Source organism: Aminobacter sp. P9b, from assembly GCF_045345995.1.
GTDB classification, from domain to species: domain Bacteria; phylum Pseudomonadota; class Alphaproteobacteria; order Rhizobiales; family Rhizobiaceae; genus Aminobacter; species Aminobacter niigataensis.
Window position 1 is genome coordinate 2099746 of the sequence record NZ_CP150082.1, and the last position, 18787, is coordinate 2118532.

General features: G+C 57.5%; 13 protein-coding genes. 11 read left to right on the forward strand and 2 right to left on the reverse strand.

Annotated elements, in window-relative coordinates; translation table 11 throughout:
* Positions 1-444 precede the first annotated feature (444 nt).
* Positions 445-1215 (forward strand): helix-turn-helix domain-containing protein, encoded by a 771-nt coding sequence (locus WHT83_RS10385; protein WP_406873737.1) that lies wholly within the window; start codon positions 445-447, stop codon positions 1213-1215.
* 125 nt (positions 1216-1340) lie between these two features.
* Positions 1341-4799, forward strand: coding sequence for a pyruvate carboxylase (gene pyc, locus WHT83_RS10390; protein ID WP_406873738.1), 3459 nt, complete (start codon positions 1341-1343; stop codon positions 4797-4799).
* A gap of 138 nt (positions 4800-4937) precedes the next feature.
* Here pyc and uraH read toward each other — a convergent pair whose 3' ends face one another.
* Positions 4938-5282 (reverse strand): hydroxyisourate hydrolase, encoded by a 345-nt coding sequence (gene uraH, locus WHT83_RS10395; protein WP_154387411.1) that lies wholly within the window; start codon positions 5280-5282, stop codon positions 4938-4940.
* Positions 5282-6181 carry a 2-oxo-4-hydroxy-4-carboxy-5-ureidoimidazoline decarboxylase gene (gene uraD / locus WHT83_RS10400; protein ID WP_406873739.1) on the reverse strand — a complete coding sequence of 300 codons (900 nt, stop codon included), beginning with the start codon at positions 6179-6181 and terminating at the stop codon, positions 5282-5284. The genes uraH and uraD overlap by 1 nt, the downstream gene beginning before the upstream one ends.
* A gap of 812 nt (positions 6182-6993) precedes the next feature.
* Here uraD and WHT83_RS10405 point away from each other — a divergent pair.
* The 9 genes from WHT83_RS10405 to WHT83_RS10445 all read left to right on the forward strand — a co-directional run bounded on the left by WHT83_RS10405 (position 6994) and on the right by WHT83_RS10445 (position 18048).
* A complete protein-coding gene (locus tag WHT83_RS10405) occupies positions 6994-7812 on the forward strand; it encodes a polysaccharide deacetylase family protein (protein WP_210252546.1) in 819 nt (272 codons plus the stop codon).
* 22 nt (positions 7813-7834) lie between these two features.
* Entirely contained in the window at positions 7835-9025 is a 1191-nt protein-coding gene (locus tag WHT83_RS10410) for an FAD-dependent monooxygenase (protein WP_406873740.1), read from the forward strand.
* On the forward strand, positions 9022-9699 hold the full coding sequence (locus WHT83_RS10415) for a hypothetical protein (RefSeq protein ID WP_154387407.1): 678 nt from the start codon (positions 9022-9024) through the stop codon (positions 9697-9699). Before WHT83_RS10410 ends, WHT83_RS10415 begins: the two co-directional genes overlap by 4 nt.
* Positions 9696-10829 (forward strand): CapA family protein, encoded by a 1134-nt coding sequence (locus WHT83_RS10420; RefSeq protein WP_154387406.1) that lies wholly within the window; start codon positions 9696-9698, stop codon positions 10827-10829. The genes WHT83_RS10415 and WHT83_RS10420 overlap by 4 nt, the downstream gene beginning before the upstream one ends.
* 1544 nt (positions 10830-12373) lie before the next feature.
* Positions 12374-13945 carry an ABC transporter ATP-binding protein gene (locus WHT83_RS10425; RefSeq protein WP_406873741.1) on the forward strand — a complete coding sequence of 524 codons (1572 nt, stop codon included), beginning with the start codon at positions 12374-12376 and terminating at the stop codon, positions 13943-13945.
* On the forward strand, positions 13942-15033 hold the full coding sequence (locus WHT83_RS10430) for an ABC transporter permease (protein ID WP_154387404.1): 1092 nt from the start codon (positions 13942-13944) through the stop codon (positions 15031-15033). Before WHT83_RS10425 ends, WHT83_RS10430 begins: the two co-directional genes overlap by 4 nt.
* Positions 15034-15045: 12 nt before the next feature.
* A complete protein-coding gene (locus tag WHT83_RS10435; RefSeq protein ID WP_154387414.1) occupies positions 15046-15966 on the forward strand; it encodes an ABC transporter permease in 921 nt (306 codons plus the stop codon).
* Positions 15967-16003: 37 nt separating this feature from the next.
* Positions 16004-17083: a BMP family ABC transporter substrate-binding protein gene (locus WHT83_RS10440; RefSeq protein ID WP_154387403.1), complete on the forward strand. Its 1080-nt coding sequence runs from the start codon at positions 16004-16006 to the stop codon at positions 17081-17083.
* A 155-nt stretch (positions 17084-17238) separates the two neighbouring features.
* Entirely contained in the window at positions 17239-18048 is an 810-nt protein-coding gene (locus tag WHT83_RS10445; RefSeq protein WP_154387402.1) for a hypothetical protein, read from the forward strand.
* The last annotated feature ends 739 nt before the right edge of the window (positions 18049-18787 follow it).

Consider the following 18787-nt stretch of genomic DNA (forward strand, 5'->3'; position numbering starts at 1 on the left):
ACTGCGAAAGGCCACACTGATTAAGTCGTTTGCATTCTCCGGAATTGCTGAGTCTACGTGTAGCGAGGAGCTTGCTGTGCTCCGATTTCAGGATTGCGACCGCAGTGACTTCTCAAGTGCAATGAAACATGGGCTGTTTGATGATTGCCGGGCCCATAGCGGCTATCACGATTTCGACGTTGCTTGCACTTGGTTTGTATGGCGCTAGCGGACCAATTTGGCGCACCCAGCCTTGCCACGTCCCACTGTGGCCCTTGGCGCTGTTCAATCTACTGCATTAGTGCCCGTCCGCCGTTGGGGGCTTCAAACTTGGGCATCAATACACACGGTTGAGGTGCTTGCTGCAGAGTATCAAGCCAAGGGCGTCGCGCGGAACCGTCGCACGATTAATCCGACTGTTGCACGAGCCTATCGCATGGATTTTCCACAATTTGAGGTGCCGGCATGTCTACTACAATCACCAATCGTCAGGCCTGCCCTAAGGGATCGCCTCATGGAGCGGTTGCCGGCAGAAAGGCCGTATCGGCTCCGCTGCGCCAGAATCCCCACGCAATTCGTTCCCCAGAACTGGAACTCCAGACAGCGATCGGCCGGGAGGTGAGGGCCTGTCGCAGACGCCGCGGAATCACTGCTTCCGAGGTCGCGGAGACCGCAAAAATCTCTGTTGCAATGATGTCGAAAATCGAAAATGGCGCGCTCTCGCCTTCGCTAGCTACGCTGCGTGTTGTGTCTCGAGCGCTTGGCGTGCCGGTGAGCGCGCTGCTCAAAAATTGTGATGTAGAGCGCAGTGCCGTATTTGTTAAGGGGGGGCGAGGTGTCGGCGTCCCAAGCCGCTGTGCCCCGCTAGGTCAACAGCAAAAGCCTCTCGGCAATAGCGTATCAGGTTCCGGCCCGATTTTAGTACAGCCTTTCCTTGTGACGCTTACAAAAGATACCGACACCTTTCCGTTGTTCCGACACGAGGGCCTAGAGTTCATCTACCTGCTCGAGGGCAAGATGACTTACCGCCATGGGACAAATCTGTATCATATGAGTGCCGGCGATAGTTTGTATTTTGAGGCGGATTCGTCTCATGGCCCCGAACATTTGGCGAGCTTCCCGATCCGGTTTTTATCTCTTAGATGTCATCTGCAATGTGAACAACGGCCTCAATCGCCGGTTCTTTTGCGATGGCCGATTGAAAACGCTGGGAGGGTTCGATTAGAAACAGCATAGGTCTTATTGTAAACGAGATCGCTTTAAATCGCAGAATGATTGGTCTGTAAAAGCATCGCGTCTTTGTGTCAGGGAAATTAACGAAAATAACATCCCTGCGACTGTACTTATTATAGGCGGCTCCCGTGTTTATCAAGAAGATCCTCGTCGCCAACCGATCCGAAATCGCCATCCGCGTCTTCCGCGCGGCCAATGAGCTGGGGCTCAAAACCGTGGCGATCTGGGCCGAAGAGGACAAATATTCGCTGCATCGCTTCAAGGCCGACGAAAGCTACCAGGTCGGCCGCGGTCCACATCTCACCAAGGACATGGGGCCGATTGAAAGCTACCTGTCGATCGAGGAGATCATCCGCGTCGCCAGGCTGTCGGGTGCCGATGCCATCCATCCCGGTTATGGTCTGTTGTCGGAGAGCCCCGAGTTCGCCGACGCCTGTGCTGCCAATGGCATCACCTTCATCGGGCCGAAGCCCGAGACCATGCGCCGGCTTGGCAACAAGGTGGCGGCGCGCAATCTGGCGATCGAAGTCGGCGTGCCGGTGATCCCGGCGACCGACCCTCTGCCCGACGACATGGAAGAGGTGAAGAGGCTTGCCGCCCAGGTCGGCTATCCGGTCATGCTCAAGGCCTCATGGGGCGGCGGCGGTCGTGGCATGCGCGCCATCCGCAGCGAAGCCGACCTCATCCGCGAGGTGACCGAGGGCAAGCGCGAGGCCAAGGCAGCGTTCGGCAAGGACGAAGTCTATCTTGAAAAGCTGATCGAACGTGCCCGCCACGTCGAGGTGCAGATCCTTGGCGATACGCATGGCAACGCCGTGCATCTGTTCGAGCGCGACTGCTCGATCCAGCGCCGCAACCAGAAGGTCGTCGAGCGCGCACCAGCACCTTACCTCAGCGAGGAACTGCGCCAGGAGCTGTGCGGTTATGCCCTCAAGCTCGCCCGCGACACCGCCTATGTCGGCGCGGGCACTGTCGAGTTCCTGCAGGATGCCGACACCGGCAAGTTCTACTTCATCGAGGTCAATCCGCGCATCCAGGTCGAACATACCGTCACCGAGCAGGTGACCGGCATCGACATCGTCAAGGCGCAGATCCACATCCTCGACGGCTTCGCCATAGGCACGCCGGAATCGGGCGTGCCTGTCCAGGCAGACATCCGCCTCAACGGCCATGCCTTGCAGTGCCGCATCACGACCGAGGATCCGGAGCAGAACTTCATTCCCGACTATGGCCGCATCACCGCCTATCGCGGCGCCACCGGCTTTGGCATCCGCCTCGACGGCGGCACGGCCTATTCGGGCGCGGTCATCACCAGTTTCTACGATCCGCTGCTGGAAAAGGTGACCGCCTGGGCGCCGACACCGCACGAGACCATCGCGCGCATGCATCGGGCGCTGCGCGAGTTCCGCATTCGCGGCGTGGCGACCAACCTGACCTTCCTCGAAGCGATCATCACGCATCCGGCCTTCCACGACAATTCCTATACGACGAGGTTCATCGACTCGACGCCGGAACTGTTCGCCCAGGTCAAGCGCCAGGACCGCGCCACCAAGCTGCTCAACTATCTCGCCGACGTTACCGTCAACGGCCACCCGGAAACGCGTGGCCGCGCACTGCCCAACCCGGAAGCGGCTGCGCCGGTGGTGCCTTGGTTCACCGGCCCGATCCCGGACGGCACCAAGCAGCGGCTCGATGATCTTGGCCCGGAGAAATTCGCCGCCTGGATGCGGGCGCAGAAGCAGGTTCTGATCACCGATACGACGATGCGCGATGGTCACCAGTCGCTGCTGGCCACCCGCGTCCGCACGCATGACATCGCCAGGATCGCCGGCACTTATGCCCGGGCGTTGCCGCAGCTTCTGTCGCTGGAGTGCTGGGGCGGTGCGACCTTCGACGTCGCCATGCGCTTCCTGACCGAAGACCCATGGGAGCGGCTGGACAAGGTGCGCCAGGCGGCACCGAACATCCTGCTGCAGATGCTGCTGCGCGGCGCCAACGGCGTCGGCTACACCAACTACCCCGACAATGTCGTGCAGCATTTCGTGCGCCAGGCGGCGGCCGGCGGCGTCGACCTGTTCCGCGTCTTCGATTGCCTGAACTGGGTCGACAACATGCGCGTGTCGATGGATGCCGTAGGCGCCGAGGGCAAGCTGTGCGAAGCGGCAATCTGCTACACCGGCGATATCCTCGACCCGAACCGCGCCAAGTACGATCTCAGATATTACGTCGGGCTGGCCAAGGAACTCGAGGCCGCCGGCGCTCACATCATTGCCGTCAAGGACATGGCCGGCCTGCTCAAGCCGGCGGCGGCGCGGGTGCTGTTCAAGGCGTTGCGCGAGGCGACCGACCTGCCGATCCATTTCCACACCCACGACACGTCGGGCCTGTCGGCGGCAACGGTGCTGGCTGCGGTGGAAAGCGGTGTCGATGCCATTGATGCGGCGATGGATGCCTTCTCGGGCAATACTTCGCAGCCTTGCCTGGGCTCGATCGTCGAGGCGCTGCGCGGCTCAGATCGCGATCCGGGCCTGGCGCCCGAATGGATCCGCCGCATCTCGTTTTATTGGGAAGCCGTGCGCAACCAGTATGCGGCCTTCGAGAGCGACCTGAAGGGGCCGGCCTCGGAAGTCTACCTGCATGAGATGCCGGGCGGCCAGTTCACCAACCTCAAGGAGCAGGCGCGCTCGCTCGGCCTCGAAACCCGCTGGCACGAGGTGGCGCAGGCCTATCACGACGTCAACCTGATGTTCGGCGACATCGTCAAGGTGACGCCGTCGTCGAAGGTGGTCGGCGACATGGCACTGATGATGGTGAGCCAGGAACTCACCGTCGCCGATGTCGAGAGCCCGGCCAAGGACATTGCCTTCCCGGACTCGGTCGTGTCGATGCTGCGCGGAGATCTCGGCCAGTCGCCCGGCGGCTGGCCGGCAGCGTTGCAGAAGAAGGTGCTGAAGGGCGAGAAGCCGATCATCGCTCGCCCCGGTTCGCTGCTCAAGGCGGCCGATCTCAAGGCCAACCGAAGCGACGTCGAGACCAAGCTCGGCCGCAAGCTCTCGGAAAACGAGTTCGCTTCCTTCCTGATGTACCCGAAGGTGTTCTCGGACTTCGTCGGCGCGCAGGACAATTATGGCCCGGTCAGCGTGCTGCCGACGCCGGTCTATTTCTACGGCATGAAGCCCGAGGACGAGGTCTTCGTCGACATCGAGAAGGGCAAGACGCTGGTCATCCGCTGCCTCGCCGTCGGCGATGTCGACGAAAAGGGCATGGTGACGGTGTTCTTCGAACTCAACGGCCAGCCGCGCCGCGTCAAGGTGCCGGATCGGGCGCATGGCGCATCCGCGTCCAAGGCAAGGCGCAAGGCAGAGCCCGGCAATGATGCCCATATCGGCGCGCCGATGCCGGGTGTCGTCTCGACGCTCGCCGTCGCGGCCGGCCAGCCCATCAAGGCCGGCGACGTGCTGCTGTCGATCGAGGCGATGAAGATGGAAACCGCACTGCACGCCGAGCGCGACGGCACGATCGCCGAAGTGCTGGTGCGCGCCGGCGACCAGATCGACGCCAAGGACCTGCTGGTCGTCTACGGCTGAGGCCGATGTTGGCTAAGCTGGGCCAAAGTTACGCGATCGGCACAGCATCAATCAAACAATCGCCTGAAGAGATTACCTGGACGACTTTTGGCCGCCAGCCCGTCACCGCGAAACGCTTCGTGTAGGCAAAGCAAATCATCAAGTCCCCATGTAGCTTTGATATCCCCACGGTGCCACAACTAGGGGTACGTGATGGTGTACATGGGTACTGACAATCTTGAACCGCACTGGCACGAGTTCGAAGAACGTGGCGTCGGTGCCACCGCGGCGAAAATAATCCTTTACATGGAACATCAACTCGAATGTTCCTGACATCATATCTGATGAGGTGAGAACCGGTTCGTCGGTCCGACCCTCGGCATTGGTGAAGAGTGTCTTCAAGTGAAACTTATCTGTGCCGTCCAGGCGCAAGAAATCGATCCGCATGCCGCCGCCCGGGATACCATTCATTATGTCGAGTACGTGTACGGTCAAACCAGCCATTAACGGACATCCTCGCGTGTTGGCCCGGAAGCGAGCGCCGGAATGCCGCCCTTGTAAACTGAAAAGGCATAGCGCCCTACAATAAGTGGGATATGGTAATTCTGGTAGGGATCATCGACCTCGAACAACACGGGTATCACGTCAATAAACGTGCTGGGAGTGCCGTGCTCGGCGAGATATGCTCCAGCCTGCAGGATCATCTGGTAACGGCCCGGCCGCATTTCCTCGGCGTCAAGCAGTTGGGCGCGGCCGACTTCATCTGTCGTCACCCTTGCGACTGTCGTGTATCCGCCACCTTCGAACCGCTGCAATTCGATCACCATTCCCTGCGCACCACCGGCATTGCCGCTGTCGAGGACATGGGTCGAGATTGCGCGGCGTGTCCTCTGGCTCTCCCTAACCCGTTCGCGCAACCGGCGCTCCGTAATCTGCCCGACCTGTTCGATGCAATTTTCGATCTCGGTCTGACGGTCGTTCAACAGACGCCGCCTGTGTTCGGCAACAACGGTGTCGCGCTTTACGTGAAGCCGCAAGCATATCATGCAAGGGAAGCCAAATTTCTCGTCGTAAAGACGGTTAAGCTCCGTCATCTCCGAGAATTCTGCCTCGCTGAGGCGATCGAGGCCGAGCCGGCTTTGTTCTGAACTAGAATCGGGTGTCATTTCACCAGCACGCGCCTCGCGGCCGCCGAGTTCTGGATGCCCCCGCAGAAGGCCCACCTTTTCACTTTCGTCGCATCGTCGCACCACATCCATCATCTTTCGATGCATTTCATACACCGATGCGAACGGACGGCTAAGACAAGCCCGCTCAGCCACCCAGGGAGCATGCTCGAAAATGCCTCCGAATACATCAACAAATTCGCGCAAAGTCATTCGATTGACCTGGTCAATATCCACGGTTCACCTCATTCGCACATACTAGGATGCCGGCTTCCATCCGGAGATCGGCGGTCAAGATCTGTAATTATAAGTATTAAATTATACGATTAAAAAATAACAAATAATTATTGCACAAATATTTAGCATATAATCATTAATTTATCTTAATAAAAATACCAGTTATTGCATGCTAATTGTGATTGGGTAGTAGATATTCCATCAAGCAAAGGTCAATCGATATGCTCGCACTGTTGTCGATCCCGTGTGATCTGAGGTCCTACCGCTTGCCGGGTTCGTCTCGTCGCCGTCGCTCACACATCCGATGATGTTGGCTGCTTCAGCCCAGGTTCCGGAGACCTGGCCAGCGCAAAGGGGAATGCTGGCTACTGTTTCAATTTTGGGCCTCTCTCCATCGTGGCGCTGGCGCCTTCACCAAACCATACATGAGGAACGCCAATAGTCAAACCTGTATGATAGCTATTGACACGCTGAGCCCTGTATGACAGCTATTCCATGCTAACGAAGGGGCACGCGAGGAGGGATATGGCCTTTTCGCAATAGCGAGAAACGCGTCGATCGCGACTATCTGATAGTGGGGCATTTGGTCGGTCGCGGGAAGGGTCACGCCATGCGTCCCTGAACATGCGAAGTTCACAGGCCGGGGTGCTTTTAGACGTGAACAACGTGAAAGCATTGTTTCAACAAAGAACAGGTTGAGCTGCGAGGGAATGGGTCAAATGAATGAGAACCATCCGCAAAAGGACAGGAATTATCGCGGGTACGGCCGTCACGCTCCCCGCGTCTTTTGGCCCGGAGGCGCTCGGGTAGCAGTGAACATCCAGGTCAACTACGAAGAGGGGGCCGAGTATTCATACGCTCGCGATGGTCGCAACGAGGGTGCCGGTGAATTCCTTGGCTCTCTGTCTGGCATAGCCGATCGGTCGGTAGAGTCGGCGTTCGAATATGGGAGCCGAGCGGGCTTCTGGCGCTTGGCGCGGTTGCTTGATGAATACAGGATTCAGGCAACAGTAAATGCCTGTGCAGTGGCGGTCGAGCGCAACTTGGAGGTTGGCGACTACCTGCGCGAGGCCAAGCATGAGATTGCCTGCCACGGGTACCGCTTTGAGGAAGTTTGGAACCTGACGCGGGAGGAGGAACGCCAGCGGATACACGCCGCCATCGAGTCGCTGACCAAAACCTGCGGCGAACGGCCGGTTGGCTGGATATCGCGGTTGATGTCCTCTGACAACACCCGCGAACTGTTGGTGGAGGAGGGTGGATTCCTATACGACTCGGACGCCCTTAATGACGATCTGCCCTATTTCGTTGATGTTTCCAACAAGCCACATTTGGTCGTGCCGCTGTCGTTCACCTACAATGACGGCCGCTTTATCATGGGCGGCTGCGACGATCCGGCGGCTTTCGCTCAATATTGTTGTGGTGCGCTGGACGAACTTCGGCGCGAAGGCATTACGCATCCGAAAATGATGACCGTCAGCCTGCATCCGCGGATCATTGGACAGGCAGGAAGGATTGTGGCGTTGCGGCGGTTCATTGAGCATGCGTCGGAAGCCGGAGACGTATGGTTCGCGCGGCGTTCTGACATCGCGCAGTGGTGGATTGATCATCATAAGGAATTTGCATCATGAAATCTCAGAAGGAGTGCCGGTTATGAGCCGTCCGCTTCGTGTAACGATAATTGGCGCAGGAATTGGCGGCCTCAGCGCCGCCGTTGCGCTACGCAAGATCGGCGCTGACGTCACCGTCGTTGAGCGGGCGCCTGAACTGCGGGCTGCTGGTGCAGGAATATGCATGTGGCCGAATGGAGCGCAGGCATTACATGCGCTTGGCATTGCTAATCCCCTCGAGATGGTCAGCCCGATATTGCATCGGGTCTGCTATCGCGACCAGCACGGTCGTGTGATACGCGAAATGTCGATCGACAAACTCACTGAGCTTGTCGGGCAGCGTCCGTTTCCGCTTGCGCGGTCCGATCTGCAGGCAGCATTACTGTCGCGCCTCGATCCGGCCCTGGTGCGACTGGGGGGCGCCTGCGTGAGCGTAGAGCAGGATGCAAACGGTGTCCGCGCTGTCTTGGATGATGGCACCGAGATCGCTTCCGACCTGTTGGTGGGCGCGGATGGTATCCGCTCAGTAGTCCGAAACCACGTTACCGGAGGAACTGACCGACTGCGCTATCATTATACGACTTGGCTCGGTCTCGTCTCCTTTGGCTTGAACCTGACCCCGCCCGATACCTTCACTTTCCATGTTCAGGATTCCAAACGCGTGGGTCTGCTAAACGTGGGAGACGACAGGCTCTACTTTTTCTTCGACGCCGTTCCGAGCGGCGAGGCCAATCCCGATGGCGTGCGGGCAGAACTTCGGCATCATTTTGATGGATGGTGTTCTGAAGTAACAACTCTTGTGGAAGCCCTCGACGAGGCGAAAACGAACAGGCTGCCCGTGCATGACCTCGACCCTTTAGCGTCATTCGTGAACGGACGCATTGTTCTGATTGGCGATGCCGCGCACGCCACGACGCCAACCTTGGGGCAAGGCGGTGCGTTGGCTATGGAAGACTCACTCGTACTGGCTCGCCATCTAGCCGAAAGCACCGATTATGGGAGCGCGCTCGCCAGTTACGATAACGAGCGTTTAATGCGAACACGCCAGGTTGTTCTTGCATCACGTGCCCGTACGGCGGCGACGCTCGGAATTGACAACACCTCGGCACAGACTTGGCAGAAGCAGTTGACCGACGACGCCAGCCAAGATTTTCTGGAGCAACTCGTGGATATCCATCGCGCTGGCCCGCTGGCAGCCTGGCCGCATGATCGCCAAGAGGGCGTAGCAACATGACTCATTCGTTGATTGTATCTGTCGACGTTATAACCCAGCACCGGCCGGCGTTTGAAGAATGGTTGCGATCTTCTTTCCTTGCCGCGACGGGAGTGCCCGGCGTAGCCGCAGATCCGGTGTGTTTCCGAGGCATGCGGGTCGAGACGCGTTACCGTACCTATCAGCCAACTCCATCTTACATTGTAATTTTCCAACTCGAGGGTGATCCGGCTGAAGTGACTGGTGCCAAGGCTTTTTCCGACTGGTGGACCAAAGGCGTCGCAGCGCGGTTCGAATGGGTTGAAAAGCAAAGTTGGGTCGTCGCTGAGTTAGTCTCCGGCCCGCCGCCGCCTTTCGACTACTCCCGTGTGCTGTTTACCCAGGTCGATCTCAGACCAGCGCATCAGAGTGGTTGGGCCCGCTGGTATGACGAGGTTCATATTCCCCAATCACGGCTTGTCCCAGGAATGTTCCGTGCGGAAAACCGACGCTTTGCGGCGGTCGAGATCGCCACGGCACGTTGGCATTGTTCGGCCAAACCGTCTTTCATACATTTGGTGCCTATCGAGGATAGTGCCGATATCGTGCAGGGAGCTGCTACGCCGGAATTTCTTGCCTTGATCGCAGATACCCAAGCACAGTGGGCCGGCGCCCTTGAAAGCGCTGCGTCGACACTCTGCGAGCGGTTTCGATGAGCCGCTCCGGCAAACTCATCGTTGTCGGAGACGTTGTCCCAACCCGAGCACTGCCAAGCGACTGGCACCCGTTCGGCGAGGCGGACTTCGTGTTTGGTGACCTTGAGGTCCCGCTAACTGAACGCGGACTGCGCTGGGACAAGCCGGTCTCCTACCGCGCGGCTCCAGACCGAGCTCGCGAACTGGCTGGTGTCGGCTTCGGCCTGGTAAGCCTAGCCAACAATCAAGCAATGAACTATGGCCGCACCGGCCTAGTCGATACGATCACTGCTCTTGATCAAGCCGGGGTGCCATTTATTGGTGCTGGGCCTGACCTGGAGGCAGCGCTGAAACCTCACATCACCGAGTTGGGCGGTAAGAGGATCGCCTTTATCGGGCTCACCTGCGTAGCCCCACGGCACTGGGACGCGGGTGCAGATCGCAGCGGCTTGGCTGTGCTCCGACCTCGCCAAGCGGCCGAAATCGACCCCGCCTGGGCTGCTGAGGAACCGGGTGTTGCTCCGACCGTGCATACCTGGCTCGATGACGATGCACTCGCTCGTGCCGCGGCTGCTGTTCAACGGGCGCTGGAGCACGCAGATCTGGTGGTGGCGGCCGTCCATTGGGGCGTTGGGTCCAGCTATCAAATCACGGGCTACCAGCGTCAGCTTGGCCATGCGCTGCTCAATGCCGGGGCGGCTCTTGTGCTTGGCTCGCACCCGCCTCCTCTGCAGGGGTTCGAACGAACGAATGCTGGGCTGATATCCTACAGTCTGGGCACCTTCATCCGCCAACAGCCGCAAGAGGGAGTTGGACTGGCGCTCAGCGCGGCATATTCTAGGATGCCGCGAGAATCGGCAATTCTTGAACTGACTGTCAAAGGCGGCCGGTTCAGTGAGGCGCACGTTCACCCTGCGGTACTGGACGACGACGGAATTGCTCGCCAGGTCAGCGGCGAACGGGCACGACGCATAATCCGAACCATCCTTGATCGTTCTACAGGGCTAATTCCTAACCCGGCACAAGGGGAAGAGCCGGAAACCTTGACCATCCATCTGGACAATGAGTTCGCCACCGGATCGGATCGACCATCGGATGGAAGTATGGTGCCATCCGGACCGGAGGTCGCCGCGCGCCAAGGTCCCCGATAGCGCTGTCAACAATTGGTCTGATCGACCATCGCTCGTCAATGACCGGCTACCGGAGGGGCGAGTCGGAGGCAGAGGCTCTAAAAGTTGAGTTCGGCGGGGCTACCTGCAGCTTAAGAGTGATCGAAATACCGCTCGTCTTCGATACGAATGATCGCCTCAGCGGTATGCTTGCAGGAGCCGCAGGCAGCTACCTCAGCTTGTCGCGACGCGCGACAGCGCCAGGGTTGGCGGCCTTCGACCGTTTTCGAAGCTGGCGTAAAAGTGCCTGCTATCGTGGATAGTAGCCATGAGATTTCCCATGGATTGAAGTCGCTCGCCACCGCCCTTGGTGTATAGGTGCTGGCAAGCTGAACAGTGGGCACTGGTCGCCGGCAGCGCTTCGCATCGGTTTGTAGTGTCAATCCCACCGGCCCGCGTCATTGTCTACGACGCCCTCTTTACGATTGGCGGTGGGCGCTGACGTCTTCACCTGTTCCGCATACCAAAGGCAGGCTCATTGCATTTGTTCGTTCTCGGGGATCGCGAGGCAATTGGCGGTGATACAGCGAAGGTTCGGTCCATTGTCAGGCGGCGGCCTTGCGATGGTGTAAGCGCCGCTGTCCGCTTGATCTATTCTGCTGCATCAGAACGGCCCTGGCCGCGCCCGACGTAGAGAGGACGTGAGGTAGTCTCTCCTGATGGCGCCGAGGATTTTAGAGTTCGAGGAAGGCTGCAAACTGGGTATCGCGACCACCTAACGAAAGGTGGGTCTTCGAGCTGGATTCGTTTCTTCATCGTCTGGCGCCAGCGTTCGATCTTGCCCTACGTCTTAGGGTGACTGGCATCCGCAATGAGCCTGAAATCATTCGTCTCTCTATGGACCCTGAATTTGTTCATTGCCGTTAAGCCGGGCGGCGCCTTTAGGTCAATTGCCTATATGATAGCTATTGACACAAGGCTAGCTATATGAAAGCTTGCTAAAAACAAAAGAACAAAAAAAGGGAACTGGAATGGGGAAAATGCAGGGCATGTTTCTGGACGTGACGGCTACCGCCAATCACCAACCGTGAGCCTTCAACGATGTGTCGGAGAAGGACGCAGTTGTATCAAGATCGTACTTGGTTGGCTGTGTTATGTCGGCAGAGGCCGACCGGACGGCAGCAAAGAGCTTCACAAGTCAATTTGATGTTCATGCCTGTAAATAGTCAGGCGTGGGCTATGTAAGACTGAAGATGAAGGTCACTTGTTTATTGAACAAGTGTCATGACTTCAGATTTTGCATATGTAAACGCGCAACACACATGCATGCGTGTTGCGGGGCATTTTCCCGTATCGAGACTAACAGCTTGGCCGAGCCGGCATTCTTGCCCGGAATGCTGCTGAAGACCTCGCGGCGATCAACCGCTATTTCGTTGAATATGCATGATAGTCGTCCAATGAAGGATCGGCTGGTGACAGAGAGATAGGCCCATCTGAGTCTCCCGCAATTCGTGATTGCTAAAGCCGGATGATGGACTTTCCGGCTTCATCGAATTGCCAGACATCAACCTCAAATAGGCGGGTAAATGACCAGCAACCCAGCAGTACAAGTCGGCGAGGCGCCCAGGAATGGAGCGCCGCTGCTTTCCCTTTCTGGAATTACCAAGAGATATCCCACTGTAGTCGCGAACGAAAACATCGATCTTGACGTAAGCGCCGGCGAAATCCACGCGGTACTTGGCGAAAACGGCGCCGGCAAATCAACGTTGATGAAGATCATCTTCGGTGTCGCCCAACCGGATGCCGGCACCATTTATTGGCAAGGTCATCCCGTGCGTATCGATAGCCCGGCTCATGCCCGGGAGTTGGGCATCAGCATGGTGTTTCAACACTTCTCCTTATTCGAAGCGATCACCGTAGCTGAAAACATCTCGCTGACCGTCCCAGGTACGCTCAAGGAACTGTCTCGCAGGATCAGGGAAACGGGACAGGAGTTTGGCCTCAAGGTCGAGCCTGCGGCGCTGGTTTGCAATCTTTCCGTTGGCCAACGTCAAAGGGTCGAGATCATCCGATGCCTATTGCAGGAACCGAAACTCCTCATTTTGGATGAGCCGACATCGGTGTTACCTCCACCGAACGTCGAGCAACTCTTCGAGACATTGCGACGACTTGTCGCCAAAGGCATGTCGATCCTCTACATCAGCCACAAACTTGAAGAAATACGTTCGCTCTGTCACTCGGCGACGATATTGCGCCAGGGTCGTGTTTCTGGACATGTGATCCCTGCTGAAACATCAAGCCATGCGCTCGCTTCGCTGATGATTGGCCGGGATTTGCCGAAGACTGCTCATCCGCCGGCTCGACAGGATGGTGCGGTAAGGCTTCGTGTCGCGAATCTCTCCTCGCACGACCCGGATCCGCACATTGTCAATATTGATGACCTGAGCTTGGAGGTGCGCTCAGGCGAAATCCTCGGAATTGCGGGCGTTTCCGGAAACGGACAGCACATGCTTTCAAAGATGTTGTCCGGCGAAGAGGTTCTCGCCCCATCCGAAAAGCATCGCATCGAGCTCATGGGTACGGCTGTCGCACACGAAAACGCGGGCCGCCGCCGCAACCTTGGGCTTTCATTCGTCCCGGAAGAACGGCTTGGCCGTGGTGCCGTCCCTCCCTTCAGCTTGGCTGATAATTCGCTGCTTACGGGCCATCGAATGGGTATGACCGGTCGCGGGATGGTGCGCAATCAGCCGCGGGACGCGTTTACGGACCAATGCATCGCCGACATGAATGTCGTGTGCGCCGGCAGCAAGTCGAACGCGGCCAGCCTCTCTGGAGGAAATCTACAGAAGTTCATTGTTGGCCGTGAGATTATGATGGCGCCCAAGGTACTGGTGATTGCGCAGCCAACTTGGGGGATTGATGTCGGCGCAGCAGCGATGGTCCGTCAGAAACTCGTGGATTTGCGCGATACGGGAACCGCTATTCTGCTGATCTCGGAAGAGCTCGAGGAACTGTTCGAGATTTCCGACCGCATCGTGGTGATGTTTAAGGGCAGGGCATCGCCTGCCCTTGATGCGCGCGCGACGGACGCCGAAACAATCGGACGCATGATGATTGGCGACATCGCTGCTCCCCTGTTCAGCGAGGCTGCACAATGAATATCAGACAGCCGTTCGTCCTGGTGCCGCGGCAAAGGCAATCGCGCATTGCTTTAATTGCGGTGCCTCTTGTAACCATTTCGCTGACTGTCATCGCGGCATTTTTCCTGTTCGCTGGACTGGGTGCCGACCCTGGCATTGTGCTCTATACGTTCTTTATCGAACCGCTTTCATCCGCTTACAACCTCGGAGAGGTGCTGATCAAAGCAAGCCCGCTGATCCTGATCGCGCAGGGACTTGCAATAAGCTTTCGCGCAAAGGTTTGGAACATCGGCGCGGAAGGACAGCTCATTATCGGCGCGATCTGCGCCAGCCTCATTCCGATTTACTGGTCCCATAGCGACTCAATGCTGATGCTACCCGGGATGATCCTCATTGGGGCGGCGGCCGGCATGGTCTGGGCTGGCATCGCGGCGCTGCTGCGTACTCGCTTCAACGCCAGCGAGGTGATCGTTACGCTCATGCTGACAGAGATTGCCCGGCAGCTTCTCTACTTTCTGGTCACGGGGCCGCTTCGCGACCCGATGGGATACAACTTCCCACAATCGGTGCTATTTCCCTCGGCCGCGCTCTACCCGACGTTCGGTGGCGTCGGCGTGAGGGCCAACCTTTCTATTTTCATCACGCTTGCGGTCACAATCATCTGCTGGGTGTTCGTCTCGAAGAGCTTCGCGAGCTTCAAGTTGCTGGTTGGCGGAACAACGCCTGCCGCCGCAAGGTACGCCGGCTTCCTGCCAAAACAGGCGGTCTGGATATCGCTTCTGATCGGAGGTGCTGTCGCGGGGCTTGCAGGCGTTGGAGAGATCGCCGGACCTATCGGAAAGCTGCAACGAATCATATCCCCCGGCTACGGATTTGCGGCGATCATCGTCGCCTTCCTCGGAGGATTGAACCCCATAGGAATCGTCTTCGCCGGAATGCTCATGGCCGTTGTCTATGTTGGTGGCGACAATTCTCTCGTGACGGCAAACATTCCGGCTTCCGCATCGGTCGTGTTCCAGGGATTGCTACTGGTGTTCTACCTCGCGACTGCCGTGTTCGCGCGGTACGAAATCCGGCGTGCGCCGCCCCCGTTAATCCCCGCGTAAAGGACCTTTATGATGGATGCGCTCACTTTTGTTGTGGCCGGGGCATTTGCGATGGCCACTCCCTTGATGCTCGCAGCGTTGGGTGAACTGGTCACCGAGAGATCGGGCGTTCTCAATCTGAGTGTGGAAGGGATGATGGCGATCGCTGCCGCCATCGCGTTTATGACAACGCATGATACGGGATCGTTCCTGCTGGGCTTCGCTGCTGGTGGCGTTTCAGGACTCCTGCTGTCGGTCGTGTTCGCGCTCCTGGTTCTCGTTTTCCTTGCCAATCAGGTCGTAGCAGGGCTCGCAGTGGGCATCCTTGGCCTCGGATTGTCCGCGCTACTTGCTCGATCATATGAAGGCATGACGATCTTACCAATGGGAAAGATCACCATACCGATCCTCTCCGATCTGCCACTCGTCGGTCCAATCCTCTTTCGTCAAGACGTTATGGTGTATCTGGCAATCGGTTCAGCCATCACACTCGCTTGGTTCTTGTTCAAAACGAAGCGGGGCCTTGTGTTGCGGGTCGTCGGGGAGAATCCACAGGCTGCTCATTCGATAGGTCTTCGCCCTATCCGGGTCCGCTTTATCGCTGTTCTCTTCGGTGGCCTGATGGCTGGTCTGGGTGGTGCGTACGTCTCCATCGTCCTGACGCCACTCTGGTCGCAAGGAATGATTGCAGGTCGTGGCTGGATCGCCGTGGCGCTCGTCGTATTTGCCTGTTGGAGGCCAATCCGCCTCACGGTGGGGGCCTATCTGTTCGGTGTCGTCTTGCTTCTCGATCTGGCGATCCAGGCCCTCGGGTTAAGCATACCGTCGGTCATCCTGACCTGCATGCCTTACGCATTGACGATAGTGGTGCTGACCATCGTGTCCTCGGACGCGTCTCGCATCCGTCTCAACGCACCGGTCTCCCTTGGAGAAAACTTCCGGCCGGCAAACTAGCTGGTCGGATTCAAGCAACAAGAATGGAGTTGGGAACATGAAGATCTGGGTACGCACTTTATTGGGAGCAACCGCGCTGGGCTTGCTGCTTTCGGGGCCTGCTGCCTCGGACCCTTTCAAGATCGGCTACATAATCCCGAACGCAATTGGCGAAGCGGGGTGGGACCATGAACTTGAACGCGGCCGCCAGGCGATCGTCGATCACTTCGGCGACAAGGTCCAGGTCAATGCCGTCAACGGTGTCGGCGAAGGGCCTGATGCCACGCGCGTCATGAACAGGATGGCAGCTGACGGTACTAACATGCTCATTCTTGGAGCATTCGGACTCATGAATGACGGACTGGTGCTCGCGCGACGCTATCCAGACCTTAAGGTTCTGCATTATGGCGGTTACGTCAACGAACCAAACTTCGCGACGCTTGCACTCCGTCACTACGAGGCATCCTATCTTTGCGGCATGGCCGCGGGCATGGCCGCCAAAACGGGCAATCTCGGCGTTGTAGCCGCATTCCCTTTGCCGGAAGTCCTAAGCATCATGAACGCCTATGTACTTGGCGCACAGAGCGTGAACCCCGACATTAAGCCGGTAAAGGTCGTGTGGCTCAACTCCTGGTTCGATCCTGCAAAAGAAAAAGCGGCTGCTGAATCGCTCGCATCCCAGGGTGCGGAAGTGCTGTATTCGCTGTTCCCCGGAACTCCTTCGACCGTGTCGACAGCCGAGCAACTTGGTGTCTACGTAACAGTTACGTTGTCCGACAACACAATGTTTGCACCGACCAAGCATCTTTGCTCCGCACAAGCTGAATTCGGCCCCGCTCTGATCCGGAAGATCCAGGACGCTATCGACGGGAAGTTCGTTGGAGACGACACCTTTTCAGGCGTGAAGGATGGCTCGATGGGCATTGCTGGGCTCAGTCCCGACCTTAGCGAAGAGCAAAAGAAGCAGATCATGGCCAGGCTCGAGGAGATGCGAAACGGCAGCTTCCAGCCATTCAGAGGGCCTATTATGTCAAACACCGGGCAGGAAATTGCCGCCGAAGGTACAAATCTCGACGACACTGCAATCAAGTCGATGAAATTTCTAGTCAAAGGCATAGACACCACGCTTCCCAACTAAAGACGAACCTTGTCTCGGATTGCCAGACGGCTCGCGAGGGCCGCTTGGCAGTCCACGAAACCTCGTCGAACGAATGGGATCGGACAGTCTGGAAGACTAAGGCTGTCTCCTTGCTGGTACTCACATCATCGAAGCAACTTCCACGGGAGGGGAAAATGAACTTCACGCCAAAATCCTGTCTGAATGGACTGAAGAAATTCTTGATTCGAGCCATGTTGCTCGTTGCGGCCAGCCACGGCCTGTCAACTTCCGCATTGGCGCAGACCTTTTCTGCCAATCAACTGCAGCTTCATTTCGGCGGCGGGTATCGTTTTGGGGGAAATGGTGCTGAAACAACGACCCGAACGATGCTAGAATTCCAGCATTTCAGCGCTTACAAATATGGCGATCTCTTTTTCTTCGCCGACGTCTATCGGGATCATCAGTGGGACGGGACTTCAAACCGAGTCAACTTCTATGGCGAGGGTTATGCACATCTGAGCGCGAAGTCGCTGGGAGGCATTCCATTCGGAGAGGAATCGTTCCTGGCAGATATCGGGCCGGGTATTGGCTTCAACGCCGGTCAGGATTTCTTGGTTGCCATTTACGGTGCGAGAGCCAGCTTCAAAGTACCGGGTTTTAGCGTGTTGACCTTTGGGGTCTATGCCTATGACAATCAGATAGACCCGTATGGTCGTGACCTAGATACGACCTATCAGGCCACTCTCGTTTGGGACATTCCGTTCGCAATAGGCGATCAGAAGTTCTCAACGGGAGGGGTTCTCGACCTGATCGGCAGCCAGGGTGTGGGAGTAGAGGAGCAAATCTATTTTCAGCCGGAGATCAGGTGGGACGTAGCCAATGCGCTCGGCCAGAAAGCCGGCAGTTTCGATCTGGGTTTGAGATACGTCCACTTCAACAACAAATACGGGGTCGATGGCGTGGATGAGAATGCGATGTCCGTGTTCGTCTCCAAGAAATTCTAATGTATCAGGGACTTGCCGCGGCCTTGTGACGAGGCCGCGGCTGGGCAAAACAAAATCCGGTTTGATCGACGGGCATTGGCTCGATGATGCGTGCCACCGCACGCGACTCAAGCCGAGCTCGTCCGTCTTGTCACTTCTGTCACGCTCGATCGCGCACGGCCGATCTCAGAGCGTAACTTCGTTGAGCTATTTCAACAACGAGGTTGAGCACCACATTTCGGTATGACGATCCGATCGCACTTTAGAAGACTTAGGGGCGCAGCGCGTCCGCCATCGTCATATCACAAGGAACCTCTTCCCTCCGAAGGGTAAAGCACGGCGCGGGTGCCTGTATGATAGCTATTGACACGGGGATAGCTGTATGAAAGCTTTCCTGAGAACAATAATAAAAGGGAACATAGAGATTGGACCGTAAGACAGTTCGCCCCATTGGGAATCGTTGTCGAGGCCAGTATTCACTGGTGAGGTAGGATTCGGACGCGTCGAAGAAAAGACGTCGGTCGGATTGCCTGGCAGTTTGGCTTCAGCGGCAGTTGACGCTCGCGTCAGTATCGCGAAGACCCCGCCACAAGAACCGAAGGTTTGCAAGCGCCAGCAACTTCGGCAACTCGAAAAGAGAGCATTGCCATGTGGCTGGTTGAGAATTTGGTCCCCTGAGGATTTAGAAGTCCAACGGGTGCACTGCGGACGGTGTCCGGATCGACACTCTTTCCGGCAAATGGTTGCGCGACAAGCTGTG